Consider the following 14794-nt stretch of genomic DNA (forward strand, 5'->3'; position numbering starts at 1 on the left):
GCCTTGTTCGTTCGCTCAGAGTTTGAGCAACACTAGAGCTGATAGAAGTCTCGATACCAGTCAACGAATGACTTAACCCCTTCTTCTACAGGCATTTTCGGCTTGTAGCCGGTCGCCTGGAAGAGATCCATGGTGTCGGCCCAGGTTGCCGGCACATCACCGGGTTGGATGGGCATCAGATTCTGCTTGGCTTCAAGGCCGGTCGCCTTCTCGATGGCCTTGATGAAGTCGGTCAACTTAACCGGCTGCCCAGCACCAATGTTGTAGACCCGGTACGGTGCAGAACTTTGGGCAGCACTGCCCCCTTCTACGGTCCATTGGCTGTTCTTTTCCGGCACCACATCGGCAATACGGGCGATCCCCTCGACGATATCATCTATATAGGTAAAGTCCCGCTGCATGTCCCCGTGGTTGTAGACATCGATGGGCTCCCCAGCCAACACCGCCTTGGTGAACTTGAACAGCGCCATGTCCGGGCGCCCCCATGGGCCATACACGGTAAAGAAGCGCAACCCAGTAGTCGGCAAGCCATAAAGGTGGGAATAGGTATGGCTCATCAACTCGTTGGCTTTCTTGGTGGCAGCGTAGAGTGACACAGGGTGGTCAACGCTGTCCGATACCTTAAATGGCATGTCGCCATTGAGGCCATAGACGGAGCTGGAAGAGGCATAGACAAGGTGCTGGATATCATGGTGGCGGCAGCCTTCCAGGATATTGAGATGTCCTACCAGGTTGGCATCGGCATAGGCATGGGGGTTGTCGATGGAATAACGCACCCCGGCCTGGGCGGCAAGGTGGATGACCCGGTCAAAGGCGTTATCGGAAAAGAGCTGTTCAATGCCAGCACGGTCGGCAATGTCCAGCTTGATAAAGTCAAAGCCCTCCAAGAGTTCAAGCTCTGCCAGGCGGGCTTCCTTCAGACTGACTTCGTAATAATCATTGAGGTTGTCGATACCAACCACCTGGTGACCCGCTTCGACAAGGCGTTTGCTGACGTAAAAACCGATAAAGCCGGCCGCGCCGGTAACCAGATACTTCACCGGGATTGCTCCCGCTGCTCCAACCAGGCCGCTACCTGGGCCAGGCTAGGCAACACCACATCCGCCAATTCCCTGGCATCCTCTGTCACCGCCTTGCCTGTCTCGACCAGGATCCTGGTTCTTATACCGGCCGCGATGGCCGCCCGCATATCATCGGCCTTGTCCCCGACAAACACCGACTTTGCCATATCGATGCCTAGATCCTGCTGGGCTTCCAGCAGCATGCCTGGCTTGGGCTTGCGGCAGTCACAGTCGATTTTGTAGTCACCCAGTCCCTTCTCGGGGTGATGAGGGCAGTAGTAGATGCCGTCCAACACCACCCCCTTGTCATCAAAGTTCCAGTCCATCCACTGGGTCAGCTCGTGGAACTGCTCTTCCGTGTATTTGCCACGGGCGATGCCAGACTGGTTGGTGATCACCACGATAAGGAACCCCTTACCCTGGAGATCTCGGCAGGCTTCGAATACACCATCGACGAACTGGAAGTCATCGATGGTACCAACATAGCCATGATCCAAGTTGATCACACCGTCTCGGTCCAGAAATATTGCGGGTTTCATAATACTACTGCTCATTCACAGGCCTCAGTGCCTGCAGGCGCTCGTTATTGGGGTAAAGCCACTGCCCCTTTGCCAAAATACGATTGTACTCGTCTTTGTCTCTCAGGGCCCGCGCCGCGTCCAACATGGCTAAATAGGTCTGGGCCCTGGGCCTGGTCCGACTGTACTCCCAACCCCAGCTGATGAACTCCCTAAGCGCTTGCCCGTCTCCCACCTTGAGCGCATTCTGAAACTTGGCAAACATCACGATATGGGAAATGTGCTCGTCAAACACCACCGGATTGACAATATCTAAAAGGGGCAAGAGTGGCGAGTCCCCCGCTTTGGCCACCTCATTTTGGCGAACAACTTCCACAAGCTTGCTGATAGTGTGGAGGTTGGAAGCGAAAAAGGCAGTTCCCGCAAGCAAGACCATCACCGCTAGGCTCTTGGCAAGGTAAGGCATTGCTACTGGCACCTCCTTCATGCCCACCCTTGCCTCGACTAGGAACAGGATGACCAGGAAGGTCAACCAATGGATGGCCGAATGATAAAAGGGGTACTCCGTCATGGCGTGCAGCGCCATGGGAAACAGCATGGCGGCATAGCCCCAGCCTTGATTACCCAACTTGGTCAAACGCCAGATGAAAGCGACGGAAAAGACCAGTATGCCCAGCACCGGAAGAAGTCCGCCTTCAGCCGCCCAGAACAGCAGCTCGTTATGGGGGTGGTCAACATTATGAAGCGACATGAGCCCGGTGGTTGCATAAAGCTCGGCACGGTACTCTGAAAAAACCAGCTCAAAACTCCCCAAGCCGGCGCCAAACAGCCAGTGGTCTTTAAAGATATGCCAACTTACGGTCCAGTTTTCTATACGCCATGAGCTGGAGGTTGCGGCTTCTGTCCCTCTGAAGCCTCCACCCAGACCTTCGGTAAATAATGCACCGGCAACTTCCCCGGCAATAAGCAGGCCAATACCTGCAGCGAGTGAACTAGAAAACTTTTTGTGCATGGCCAGCAGCAACAGCAGCGAACCAATCAGCGCCAGAACACCGGTTCGAGACATGACGATGTAGGTACAAAAGCCGCCAAAGGCCAATACCGCATACAGTGGCGCCAGCCATAGTAGCTTATGAAGGGAGTGCTCCGGCACTTTGTGCTTGGCCAACAAGTAGATGGCCGCCGCCATGGCCGTCACGATAAAGCTGGCAAACACATTGGGCTGCTGGAAAATCCCCGATGGCCGGAACTTGAAGCCAGAGGGTATGCCGATGGGAAGCCACTCAAAGCCATACAGTTGCAAGGCACCCAATACTGCTTGGCAGGCCCCCAAAGCGACCAACACATAAAGCAGCCACTTTTCATCACGCTGAGCCTTGAAGCACTGCGCCAGGGCTAACAGAAATGCGATACCTCCGAGCACACCTAACAACCGCCCTATAGGCAACTCAATGCCTGTGGATGTCCACAGCATGGGTAGAAACAGTGCCAGGATTAAAGCCCCGTATTGCCAACCCGAACGAGGGACTCGCCACTGCCCATGGTGAATAGCTGAAAAAGCGCCTACTGCTATGACGAGGATGGCCCCAACCCATACGGTGTTGTTATAGGACAACTGCAGGCCCGCCCCTCCCAAGTTGTGCTGGAAGTATTGGGTTGCGATCAAAAAGAGCAGCCAATAGGCTGCCCAAGCAAGACGGTCGCAAGCGTTGTTATTATGTCCCGTCATTTAATGGATATCCTTTATTGCAAGTTCAGGGTATCGCCCCGACCAATAGCATAATAATTGAAGCCGCGCTCCTTCATCGCTTCAGGCTCGTAAAGGTTACGGCCATCAAAGATGACCCTATTAGACAATGAGTTAGCAATCAATTCAAAATCAGGTGCCCTAAACTGCTGCCACTCGGTGCAGAGCACCAAGGCATCTGCTCCGTCCAAGGCCTCCTCCATACTATCGCAAAGTACCAAGTCGGGACGCTCACCGTAGATGCGCTTAGCTTCCTTCATCGCTTCCGGGTCATAGGCCTGCACCGTAGCTCCCGTAGTCCACAGGGCTTCCATCAGGACACGACTAGAGGCCTCGCGCATGTCGTCTGTATTGGGTTTGAAAGCCAGTCCCCATAAGGCGATGGTTTTACCCTCCAGTTCTCCCTGGAAATGGCGATTGATGAATTGAAATAGCTTCTGCTTCTGGCGGTAGTTAACAGCTTCCACCGATTGCAACAGCTGGGGCTGATAGCCTACCTGCTCTGCAGTGTTTACCAGAGCCTGCACGTCCTTTGGGAAACAGGAGCCGCCGTAGCCGCACCCCGGGTAAATAAAGTGATACCCGATACGCGGATCGGAGCCGATCCCCTTACGTACGGCTTCTATATCAGCTCCCAGCAACTCAGCCAAGTTAGCCACTTCATTCATGAAGCTGATCTTAGTCGCCAACATACAGTTGGCTGCATACTTGGTTAGTTCAGCACTGCGCACATCCATGACGATGATCTTGTCATGGTTGCGGTTGAAAGGAGCATAAAGTTCGCGCATTTTGGTCTCAGCGCGAGCATCATCAGTGCCAATGATGATCCGGTCCGGCTTCTGGCAGTCGGCCACCGCCGCGCCTTCCTTGAGAAACTCTGGATTGGACACCACCGTATAATTCAGTGTTTCCTTACGCTCAGCTAAAACCTTGGCAATATGCGCCCGCACTTTGTCGGCTGTTCCCACCGGTACGGTAGACTTATTGATCACAATCTTAGGCTCTGCCATATGGCAAGCTATGGTTTCGGCCACAGCCAGGACGTATTTAAGATCGGCCGAGCCGTCCTCATCCGGCGGTGTGCCTACGGCAATAAACTGCAGCTCACCAAAATCCACGCCCATGGCAGCATCAGTTGTGAATTGAAGGCGGCCACTGTCAACACCAGATTGCACTAAGGTTGTCAAGCCCGGCTCATAGATTGGAATATGCCCTTGTAGCAGGCGGGAAACCTTATACTCGTCCACGTCAACACAGCAGACCTTGTGACCCGCCTCGGCCAATACCGCAGCCTGCACAAGGCCAACATAGCCAATACCAAAAACCGTTACATTCATAGCATTACCAATGAAGAAAAGCGTTGAGTCAAACTATACCAGTATTTGCGCCATCAGCCATGGTTATGGCTATGCCGACAACACATGGGTGTAGTTCTAAAACAGAAAAAAGGCGCACCCAATGCGCGCCTGTTGAAATAGCAGTGATGTTCACCCGATAAAACGGACACGTGTTGTTGTTAAGCGGCTTGCTCATACTGTATCGGCGATACGTAATCGAGGCTACTGTGCGGCGTTGTTGATCAAATCAGTCTCTGGACGGCCCAACCCGGCGTTGTTGATCAAATCAGTCTCTGGACGGCCCAACCCCCAAGGCCGCCAGGCCCTTAATTGACCTGCTGGCGTTCGGGCATACCCAGTCCTATGACTTTGTTCATCACCTTCACCCCGGCCAGAGCCTCGGCAACCTGGCCGTTGTAGTCGCGCAGGCTCAGCTTTGGGCCAATCAGCTGCTTGTACCGAAACATCGCCGTTTCTGCCAGGGAACGCCGGTGATAGCCGCTGCGGACTTTCCATTCATCAAGGCGACCGGCCTTGAGCGCCGCCACCGCTTCGTTTCTGGGATGGCCATCCTCCCAGAACCCTGCTGTCTTGCGCGGTGGAATAACAGCCCTGGCGCCCTTTCTCATTACCAGCCGATGGCACCCCTTGCTGTCGTAGGCACCGTCGGCACTGACTCGTTCGATGCGACGGCGAAGCGGGTTCAGCAGGAACGGCAACACTTCGTTGTCGCCAACCTTATCCAGGCTGACTTCGGCGGCAACGACGGCATGGCTGTCGGCATCCACCGCCAGGTGCAGCTTACGCCAGACACGCCGCTTCTCCTTGCCGTGCTTGCGTGTCTTCCACTCCCCTTCGCCGAACACCTTGAGGCCGGTGGCGTCAATGACCAGGTGGGTCATGTCGCCCTGGCTGCGCCGGCGATAGCGGATAGTCACCGTCTTGGCACGCTTGCTGATACAGCTGTAACTGGGCGAGGACAGCGGCACCTCCATCAGTCGAAACAGGGAGTTGATAAAGCCCTCCAGGGCCCGCAGCGGCAGGTTGAAGAGGCCCTTCAGCATCAGCGCCGTCTCGATGGCGGTATCGCTGTACTCAAAGCCTCGCCCCCGGCCACCGTGGTGCTGCTGGCAGCGCCAATGACGGATGGCGGCCTCGTCCATCCAGACGGTCAATGACCCCCTGTTGACCAATGCGCGGTTGTACGCTGCCCAGTTGCTGATCTTGTGTCTGGCCTTGCCCATCCGTTGTTTCCCGTGAGTGCGACGCGGATCAGATCACGGCGACACGGAATGGTTCAACGATTTGGGAAACAACGCCCCCTCTCGGTATTCCTTGCGCCAACGGGACAACAGGAAGGGGTGAATATCCATCGCCTCGGCAATACTTTGACTGAGCGGCGGGCCTTACTGGCTCCACAATACGGCCTTGACCTTGAATTCAACGCTGTATTGCCGGGTACTTTTTCCTGTCTTGTAAGCGGGCATCATCAACCTCTTTGGGTGTTAGCGATGCGTGTCCGTTAAAGCGGGTGAGGTCCACAAGGCATTTCTCTTGCTTCATAGGCCGCCATAGCCGTTGGGGTTCTGTGATTGCCAACGCCATGCATCAAGCATCATCGCTTCCAAACCCCTTTCTGGCTGCCAGCCAAGGGTTTTGGCTGCCAAGGAAGGGTCGGCATAGCAGGTAGCGATGTCGCCAGGACGCCGGGGCACTACTTGGTAGGGTACCGTACGGCCGGATACTTGCTCGAAGGCTTGGACTATCTGTAATACAGAGTAGCCCTTACCAGTTCCCAAATTGTAAGCCTGCCAACCACTGGCGTCAGCTAACTTATCTAAGGCCTTCAGATGCCCAAGAGCTAGGTCAACCACATGTATGTAATCGCGCACACCGGTGCCATCAATAGTAGGATAGTCATCGCCATATACACTGAGCACTTCACGGCGCCCCACCGCCACTTGGCAAATAAAAGGCAAGAGATTGTTAGGAATACCGTTGGGATCTTCGCCGATAATGCCAGATTTATGAGCCCCCGTAGGATTGAAATAACGCAGCACGGCTATTCGCCAGCGTTCATCTGCATGAGCTAAGTCGGCCAACATGCGCTCCACCATATACTTGGAAGTACCATAAGGATTGGTGGTGGCACCTGTTGGGCTATTCTCAGTGATAGGCACCGAGACGGGGTCACCATAAACAGTTGCGGATGAAGAAAACACCAGTTTGAAAACACCGGCCGCGGCCATGGCCTCACAGAGGGTCAGGCTGCCAGCCACATTATTTTGGTAATATCGGAGTGGCTGTTGATTACTCTCACCGACCGCCTTAAGGCCAGCAAAGTGAACAACTGCGTCGATTGTATTATCTGAGAAAATCTGGTCGAGCAACTTCCGGTCACGAATATCACCTTGTAAAAAGGTGATGTCCTTTCCTGTCAATTTCGACACTCTTTTAAGCGCAACCGTCGAGCTATTAGCAAGGTTATCTAACACCATTACCTGATGCCCGGCATTCAAAAGCTCCAATACTGTATGAGAGCCAATATAACCGGCCCCACCTGTCACCAAGATCATTTACAACTCCAGAGACTTAAGAAAATTAGAAAATTTACTAGCCAGCTTGGGGTGGCGAGTACCGTACGTAACAAAGGTTTTCATATACCCGAGCTTATCACCACAGTCATGACTGTATCCTTTAATACGGTATGCCTCGACAGGTTGTCTCTCCATAAGCATCGCAATAGTATCTGTTAGCTGAATCTCTCCTCCTGCCCCAACTGGAGTTTTAGGAAAAAGAGGCCAAATGTCTCGACTAAAAACATATCGCCCAACTACAGCCATATTAGATGGCGCATCAGCCAAATTTGGTTTTTCCACAATCTTTGCCATCGCTACCGACTGACCTGGCACAATATCGCCACCATTAATATCGACTACTCCATAGTTATTAACCTCTTCTTGCGGCACTGCCTCCACCATCACTTGACTGATACCCTTTTCATTAAAGCGCATCATCATTTCTGCCAAGTTATCTCTGAAAGGATTTGCAGCGCAGTCGTCAACTAGTACATCTGGCAAGAGCACGCAGAAGGGGGAATCGCCTACCAAGGGTTGAGCGCACATTATCGCGTGACCAAGCCCTTTGGCTTCTCCTTGGCGTACATGCATAATGGTAACTCCGTCAGGACAAATAGTCTTAACCTCTTCTAAAAGCTGGCGTTTCACTCGCTTTTCTAGCATCGACTCCAATTCAAAACTTTTATCAAAGTGATTTTCTATAGCATTCTTTGACGAGTGCGTAACCAACACGATCTCTTTTATGCCAGCAGCAACGCACTCATCGACCACAAACTGGATAAGAGGCTTATCAACAACCGGAAGCATTTCCTTTGGGATAGCCTTAGACGCAGGCAACATGCGCGTACCTAGCCCGGCGACAGGTATAACAGCCTTCATTTTACCATTCCTCATGAACATTATTAACCATTGAGATAAACAAGGCCAAGTGGGTTATTTTTACTGGCGTTGTTGATCAAATCAGTCTCTGGACGGCCCAACCCCCAAGGCCGCCAGGCCCTTAATTGACCTGCTGGCGTTCGGGCATACCCAGTCCTATGACTTTGTTCATCACCTTCACCCCGGCCAGAGCCTCGGCAACCTGGCCGTTGTAGTCGCGCAGGCTCAGCTTTGGGCCAATCAGCTGCTTGTACCGAAACATCGCCGTTTCTGCCAGGGAACGCCGGTGATAGCCGCTGCGGACTTTCCATTCATCAAGGCGACCGGCCTTGAGCGCCGCCACCGCTTCGTTTCTGGGATGGCCATCCTCCCAGAACCCTGCTGTCTTGCGCGGTGGAATAACAGCCCTGGCGCCCTTTCTCATTACCAGCCGATGGCACCCCTTGCTGTCGTAGGCACCGTCGGCACTGACTCGTTCGATGCGACGGCGAAGCGGGTTCAGCAGGAACGGCAACACTTCGTTGTCGCCAACCTTATCCAGGCTGACTTCGGCGGCAACGACGGCATGGCTGTCGGCATCCACCGCCAGGTGCAGCTTACGCCAGACACGCCGCTTCTCCTTGCCGTGCTTGCGTGTCTTCCACTCCCCTTCGCCGAACACCTTGAGGCCGGTGGCGTCAATGACCAGGTGGGTCATGTCGCCCTGGCTGCGCCGGCGATAGCGGATAGTCACCGTCTTGGCACGCTTGCTGATACAGCTGTAACTGGGCGAGGACAGCGGCACCTCCATCAGTCGAAACAGGGAGTTGATAAAGCCCTCCAGGGCCCGCAGCGGCAGGTTGAAGAGGCCCTTCAGCATCAGCGCCGTCTCGATGGCGGTATCGCTGTACTCAAAGCCTCGCCCCCGGCCACCGTGGTGCTGCTGGCAGCGCCAATGACGGATGGCGGCCTCGTCCATCCAGACGGTCAATGACCCCCTGTTGACCAATGCGCGGTTGTACGCTGCCCAGTTGCTGATCTTGTGTCTGGCCTTGCCCATCCGTTGTTTCCCGTGAGTGCGACGCGGATCAGATCACGGCGACACGGAATGGTTCAACGATTTGGGAAACAACGCCATTTTTACTCCAACCCCTTAAAAAGGGAAAGATATTTTTGAAAGACAATTTCATCCGAATACATGTCCAAGACTAGTTTCCTGCCCTTCCGCCCCATCTCAGCCCGTTCTTTTTCGGAAAACGAAGCTATTTTCAAGAATGCTTCAAACAGGCCATCCGCATCACCAACTGGAACTTGAAAACCATTTACACCATTAAGCACGACATCAGTGCATCCTGGCGCATCACTCGAAATAATTGGCTTACACATGGCAGCTGCCTCTAAGAGTACCCGCGATAGCCCTTCTCGATATGAAGGCAGGACCACACAATCTGCCGCTGAGATGTAAGGCCTAACATCATCTGCCACTCCTAAATACTCAACTACTCCCTCAGCAACAAAATCCAAAAACTCGGCTTTGCTTACAGCCGAAGGGTTAGCTGCTCCTAGCTCTCCTAAGAAAAGGAATCGAACCCCTTCATTTACCTTAATTGCCTTCCTAGCGGCGTTGATATACTCAAAGACTCCTTTATCTTTCAAAGCCCTAGCAATCATAATAAAAGTAAAGTGAGAGCTATTACCACCTCGCCTCTCAGGCGCCATATACGTAGGAGAAAAATGATCTAGATCTACCCCCTCACCAGGCAAAATAAAGGCTTTATGCTTAGGAATGATCCCTGACTTCAAAAACTCTTCCTTATCACAAGCATTCAGAAAACATACCTTACTGGAAAAATTCAGGGAGACCTTATACAGCAACCTAGCGATTCTAGAAACAATGTTCTCATTTATGAAAACATAGCCAAGCCCCGTAGTGACGGATACACATTTAGCACTACAAAAAGCTGACGCCAAAGAACCATATATAACAGGCTTTATTGTGTAGTTAATAATAAGGTCAGGCTTTGCTTTTCTAAACGCAACAACAAGGGAAACAAAAAGAGCAATATCTTGTAAAGGGTTAATTCCTTTCGGGGACAGTTTTATGGGGAGAAAATCACACCCCAATTTATTTAGCAACTTGCTAGAGTTAGCATCAGAAGGACAGACAACGGTGACTCTATGCCCCACAGCCATCAAGTTCCTTACTAAGGAACCTCGAAAATTTAACATAGAGTCTGAATTGTTACCTACTAGTATAATGTGCATGCATTAACCTTTTATTCCCCATAAAGCCTCATATCCCTTAACCATAGCTTCAAGTGAGTATTTTTTTTGAATTTCTTCTCTACTGCTTTCCTTTCGCCTCCCCCAAGACTCAAAATCACTACTCCACTCATTCCATGCCTCTAGCATTGCTTTACCAAGAGCCAAGGAATCTTTTGGCGGAACAATCCAACCCGTCCCTTTCACGATGACAGATGCATCACCGACATCAGTACTAACACAGGGTGTTTCACATGCCATGGCCTCACACAAGACGTTGGGAAAGGCCTCGCTAGAGCTTGAAAGAACGTGACAATCCATGGCATTCATTATCGAACAAACATCGTCTCGCTCTCCCAGGAGCCAAACCTTGCTCTCTATCTTATTATCATTAATCAGTTTAACAATCTCATTATTTTCATCATCCATTCCTTTTCCAACAAGAATACACAAGAAGTTTACGGACTTACTATTTAGAAATGTTAGTGCTTTGATAAGGTTCCCGTGATCTTTATAAGGATCAAACCTAGCGACACAACCAAGCAAAAAGGTATCTTTGCTTACTCCAAGAAAATTGCGAACACTTCCCCTTGCATCTAAATTAGGGCTAAATGCATTCAAGTCGTAACCATTAGGAATAACTAAAGCAACATCTTTTCTATAGCCTTCTTTAGAATGTATAGCTAAACTTTTTTCCGCGCAGTATACTATAGTCTTAGGTATGAAATGACTTATCATGGCACATATTTTTGATGCAAGCACAGTTGACTTTTTAGAGGTTTTTGGATCAAGGAAAGCGTTATGCATCCCCCAATGCACATCTCTTACCCCTGCAAGCCTGGAAATTATCCCTCCAATTAGATTTGCATGGTACATCCACGTCTGAACGACAGCTGGCTTATGTTTTTTTAGTATACACAGCAGCCGAAATAGCCCAGAGATGGTAACTCTACCTCGCGGCATATTTAGATAATAAACTACTACCCCTGCACTTTTCAGCATTTCTCCATACTTTCCACCTCCTGTCAGAGAAACAACAACAGGGCGACACTTTTGCGATATTGCCAGCCGGTAAAGGGTTGCTTCTGCCCCACCGTTATCCAGACCCGTTATTACATGTAACACAACGTCAACCATATACTCCAACCTTTAACATGATTACGCTCTTCTATTAACCGATGAAAATACAATTGCAGACAATAAAAAGGCATCACCAACAACACGAGAAAACAAAAACGGGCCTTTCAGCAAAGCGATTAAAAATATCAGGCATAAAATAAATGACTCTCTAGCCATCCCCCGCGGGCTCGTCAAAAAGTGGATAGAAAAATAGAGAAATAGAATCAGATACAGCAACAAAGAAAAAATTCCATTCCCATAAAGTATTCTTATTATAGAAACATCAGACTCCACTCCCCCTTCAAAGGGGGGCAAAGAATTACCAACAAGCAAAGTTGTTATATCATCAGGAAATTTATAGTGATTTTGCAGAAGATCTTCCGTACTATAGTCGCCCATACGGCCTGACATTAAGCCTTCTAATGGCAATAAGACATGCTCAAGAGCAAAGGAAACTTGAGGATGTAGATGGTGTTTATGTGACGAAATAAAAAGAAAAGACGCACACAAAATAGCGACTAAAGTTGAAATGCGAAGAGCCCCCTTCAAAGTGAAAAATGCCGAAAAGAATGATGTGATAAGTAAGCCTAGCAATAGCGAGTAAACCCCAGTCCTACCAGAAAATATCGCCGACGGTAATGCAACTAACACAAGAGCGTAAAAACATCTTTTAGAGTAGGAAAAACTTAAAACCAGAGACATTGCCAATAATATTGAATGCTCTGGGTACCCTGCAAAAAAGCCTGGCTGCCTATATATAATATTATGGTTATCAAAAAAATCTGGGTTGTAGTATACGTCAAAGCCATACATCGAACCAAGAAACTGAAAGTATATGAGAAGTGAGTTTATAATGACTGCTGCTGACAGACCTTCAACAAATGACTGTACATTAAACGGGACACAGGATTTTGCTAGTACATAAACCAATAAAAGTCTTACGGGCTTTAACACATACTCTGCAGTTATAACTCCACCGGAAAAAATAGAGGAAACAAGAGCAAGACCTATTATAATAAGAATTAGAACAAGCCCGACATCCAAACTAATCCGCAGTTTCCTAAAAAAAACAACATAAAAAAACAGGAATAAAATCCCAAAATCAACAAACCCAAACTTTGGGAGCAACAAGAAAAGTGGGATTAATATTCTCATCTATTAAGTATAGCTCTAAAAAAATGCCTGCGATAAAGCGAGCTCAACAAAATTATAGGAATGACTAACGGTGCATACTTTAGCCTTCCCTTAGAAAATATAATAAAAAGAGAATGCGCAACGCCGTGAAATTTTCTACAAACAACATTTGGTCTGCAGGACGGAACTTCATCTATTAACCTTCCTTTCTTAAATAGAGAAATAACCCTCTCCTTCATTAGCATTTGATCATAAGACTTTTCATTAGAAATAGAGCCTGTATTTACTCTATAGTAGAGTAAACATTCTTGTGAGTTACCGACTTGATATCCTTTTAGAAGTGAACGAAGTAACAAGTCATAATCTTCTGCACAATAAACATTTCTGTACCCCAGGGTCAATATAACATCTCTTTTGGCTAGCCAAGTTGGGTGATATGCTGGCGTCCTAAACAAAATTGACGGGTCTGAACTATTTACTAACGGCTTTGTCTTAGCTAGCATTCTTACTGGCTTATCTTCGCTGTCAACAACTATCATTTGAGAGCCAACAATATCAAGCCTATGCTCAACCAAATATTTAAGCTGCTTTTCTAACCTATCTGGCATGGCAATATCATCTGCATCCATTCTGGCAATATACTTACCACGCGAGACTTTGCTCATGAAGTTTAAGTTATAAATCAAGCCTCGATTTTTGTTATTTTTATAGGACCTGACTCTACTATCTTTTGAGCTTACTTCTCGTATAAATCTTTCAGCATCAATGTTATCTGGGTCATCCAGAACAATTATCAATTCAAAACTACTAAATGACTGAGAGAGTATAGAAGAAACTGATTTTTCAATCCACCTGACGTTTTCTTTATACACAGGTAGAATAACAGAAATTAGCGGTTCCACTTAGCCACCTTGCTTTTAATTAGAATTGCATATTCTAGCAGTCCCAAAGCTTTAAGCAGTTTAACAAGTAAAAACTTAGACCTCATTCTAATATATATGTAATGGCCGCTAAATTTATCCCAAAGGCAAGTTTTCTTTTCATTTATGAGATTGAGATCTAACTTATCCTTTGGCTCTCCCCTTTTTTCTTTCATCCAAACAATAGGAAAAAAATCAAGAAAGCGAAAACCCATAAATTTAAAGCTATAGAGGTTTTTGTCAATAAGAGCTTCTATTGGCACAGGAAAAAACGATTCATAGCAGTTATGCGTTTCTTGATCTTGGGTTACAGTCCTCTTAGTTATGAAGTCAATATCTGAAGCCTCTCTGTAGTTACTAAGAGCCCAAAGACAACTCCCAGAAATCACTCCCTCGCTTATCTTTTCCCTACTTTCTTTTAGCATCTTCAAAGCCAACACACTAAATCTCGAATCAAAATCAAACCTATGAATGATATGCTCAAATGCTTCAGAAAGGAGGAAGTCAGAATGGCCTACGCATTCTTCAGCGGTATCTGTTATATGGATAGAGTGCTTTCCCAGTCCAAATTTTTCTCTTACGGTGTCCTTCAAGTCTAATATGCTTCTTGAGCACTTGAACCATACCAAATAGAGATTTCCATCTTTACTAAGACAAGGCTCAACTTTTCCGTCAGCTCCAGAGAAGCCATTATTTAAACTTCCTATCCATTCTTCTTGGCCATAGAACTCGATAACAAGATTTTTAACACTACGAATATCTGACTTAACTTTCTTAGAATAAATTATATCAACATGTTTTTCTAACTCCTTGCAGGCCTCGTGGCCAGCCCACACACAAGCGACAAACACATTTGGGAAATAACGTAAAGCATTCTTAACTGCTAGCTCGCACCACTCTATAGGCATTCCATTCTTTATAAAGAATTCAGAGTCATAAGTTTTTGTCTGAGCATCAATTGGAAGTACCTCAACATTGAGGCCAAGCTTCAATGCACAAGCCATTCTATGTGCACCATCAAGTATCCCGCCATCAGTCCCAACCGGGACCAAGCTCAAACGAGGATCAAATGATGACAATGAAATTGACTTATATACTTTTAAAAACTCACGTTTAAATCCTTCTAATGAACACTTATCAGGGTTTCCATTTTCTTTGAAACTTCCTTCAGTAATTATTTCAATATGCTTTCTATAAATTTCATCTGCTCTGGGGTCACCAACCTCCAACAAGTCCAAATAGAGGATCTTTATTAACAC

General features: G+C 48.4%; 13 protein-coding genes. All 13 read right to left on the bottom strand.

All coding sequences use genetic code 11. From position 1 onward, the window contains the following. Positions 1 to 32: 32 nt before the first annotated feature. The gene (locus WDB71_RS11045) at positions 33 to 1040 is read right to left on the bottom strand and encodes an NAD-dependent epimerase (RefSeq protein WP_341501643.1); all 1008 of its coding nucleotides are present in this window, start codon (positions 1038 to 1040) and stop codon (positions 33 to 35) included. Beyond that, a complete protein-coding gene (gene gmhB, locus WDB71_RS11050) occupies positions 1037 to 1615 on the bottom strand; it encodes a D-glycero-beta-D-manno-heptose 1,7-bisphosphate 7-phosphatase (protein ID WP_341501644.1) in 579 nt (192 codons plus the stop codon). Before gmhB ends, WDB71_RS11045 begins: the two co-directional genes overlap by 4 nt. Further along, a complete protein-coding gene (locus tag WDB71_RS11055; RefSeq protein WP_341501645.1) occupies positions 1605 to 3308 on the bottom strand; it encodes a Wzy polymerase domain-containing protein in 1704 nt (567 codons plus the stop codon). The genes gmhB and WDB71_RS11055 overlap by 11 nt, the downstream gene beginning before the upstream one ends. A 14-nt stretch (positions 3309 to 3322) precedes the next feature. Continuing rightward, the gene (locus WDB71_RS11060) at positions 3323 to 4663 is read right to left on the bottom strand and encodes a UDP-glucose/GDP-mannose dehydrogenase family protein (RefSeq protein WP_341501646.1); all 1341 of its coding nucleotides are present in this window, start codon (positions 4661 to 4663) and stop codon (positions 3323 to 3325) included. 326 nt (positions 4664 to 4989) lie between these two features. Beyond that, positions 4990 to 5907, bottom strand: coding sequence for an IS5 family transposase (locus WDB71_RS11065; protein ID WP_341501457.1), 918 nt, complete (start codon positions 5905 to 5907; stop codon positions 4990 to 4992). 315 nt (positions 5908 to 6222) lie between these two features. Next, positions 6223 to 7239 carry a UDP-glucose 4-epimerase GalE gene (gene galE, locus WDB71_RS11070; protein WP_341501647.1) on the bottom strand — a complete coding sequence of 339 codons (1017 nt, stop codon included), beginning with the start codon at positions 7237 to 7239 and terminating at the stop codon, positions 6223 to 6225. Continuing rightward, positions 7240 to 8121, bottom strand: coding sequence for a UTP--glucose-1-phosphate uridylyltransferase GalU (gene galU / locus WDB71_RS11075; protein ID WP_341501648.1), 882 nt, complete (start codon positions 8119 to 8121; stop codon positions 7240 to 7242). It abuts the gene before it with no gap. A gap of 121 nt (positions 8122 to 8242) precedes the next feature. Continuing rightward, positions 8243 to 9160: an IS5 family transposase gene (locus tag WDB71_RS11080; RefSeq protein WP_341501457.1), complete on the bottom strand. Its 918-nt coding sequence runs from the start codon at positions 9158 to 9160 to the stop codon at positions 8243 to 8245. 80 nt (positions 9161 to 9240) lie between these two features. Continuing rightward, positions 9241 to 10365, bottom strand: coding sequence for a glycosyltransferase family 4 protein (locus WDB71_RS11085; protein ID WP_341501649.1), 1125 nt, complete (start codon positions 10363 to 10365; stop codon positions 9241 to 9243). Positions 10366 to 10368: 3 nt separating this feature from the next. After that, positions 10369 to 11499, bottom strand: coding sequence for a glycosyltransferase (locus WDB71_RS11090; protein WP_341501650.1), 1131 nt, complete (start codon positions 11497 to 11499; stop codon positions 10369 to 10371). Positions 11500 to 11520: 21 nt separating this feature from the next. After that, positions 11521 to 12636 carry a hypothetical protein gene (locus WDB71_RS11095; protein ID WP_341501651.1) on the bottom strand — a complete coding sequence of 372 codons (1116 nt, stop codon included), beginning with the start codon at positions 12634 to 12636 and terminating at the stop codon, positions 11521 to 11523. Beyond that, entirely contained in the window at positions 12633 to 13517 is an 885-nt protein-coding gene (locus tag WDB71_RS11100; RefSeq protein ID WP_341501652.1) for a glycosyltransferase, read from the bottom strand. Before WDB71_RS11100 ends, WDB71_RS11095 begins: the two co-directional genes overlap by 4 nt. Continuing rightward, a complete protein-coding gene (locus tag WDB71_RS11105) occupies positions 13505 to 14794 on the bottom strand; it encodes a hypothetical protein (protein ID WP_341501653.1) in 1290 nt (429 codons plus the stop codon). Before WDB71_RS11105 ends, WDB71_RS11100 begins: the two co-directional genes overlap by 13 nt.

Source organism: Gallaecimonas sp. GXIMD4217, assembly GCF_038087665.1.
In the GTDB taxonomy this organism is placed as follows: domain Bacteria; phylum Pseudomonadota; class Gammaproteobacteria; order Enterobacterales; family Gallaecimonadaceae; genus Gallaecimonas.

What these genes read in the sequence shown, in the direction of transcription:
- WDB71_RS11095 (WP_341501651.1), bottom strand. Translation starts at nt 12,636, where the DNA reads ATGAGAATATTAATCCCACTTTTCTTGTTGCTCCCAAAGTTTGGGTTT.
- WDB71_RS11065 (WP_341501457.1), bottom strand. Translation starts at nt 5,907, where the DNA reads ATGGGCAAGGCCAGACACAAGATCAGCAACTGGGCAGCGTACAACCGC.
- gmhB (WP_341501644.1), bottom strand. Translation starts at nt 1,615, where the DNA reads ATGAGCAGTAGTATTATGAAACCCGCAATATTTCTGGACCGAGACGGT.
- WDB71_RS11085 (WP_341501649.1), bottom strand. Translation starts at nt 10,365, where the DNA reads ATGCACATTATACTAGTAGGTAACAATTCAGACTCTATGTTAAATTTT.
- WDB71_RS11055 (WP_341501645.1), bottom strand. Translation starts at nt 3,308, where the DNA reads ATGACGGGACATAATAACAACGCTTGCGACCGTCTTGCTTGGGCAGCC.
- WDB71_RS11080 (WP_341501457.1), bottom strand. Translation starts at nt 9,160, where the DNA reads ATGGGCAAGGCCAGACACAAGATCAGCAACTGGGCAGCGTACAACCGC.
- galU (WP_341501648.1), bottom strand. Translation starts at nt 8,121, where the DNA reads ATGAAGGCTGTTATACCTGTCGCCGGGCTAGGTACGCGCATGTTGCCT.
- WDB71_RS11060 (WP_341501646.1), bottom strand. Translation starts at nt 4,663, where the DNA reads ATGAATGTAACGGTTTTTGGTATTGGCTATGTTGGCCTTGTGCAGGCT.
- WDB71_RS11090 (WP_341501650.1), bottom strand. Translation starts at nt 11,499, where the DNA reads ATGGTTGACGTTGTGTTACATGTAATAACGGGTCTGGATAACGGTGGG.
- galE (WP_341501647.1), bottom strand. Translation starts at nt 7,239, where the DNA reads ATGATCTTGGTGACAGGTGGGGCCGGTTATATTGGCTCTCATACAGTA.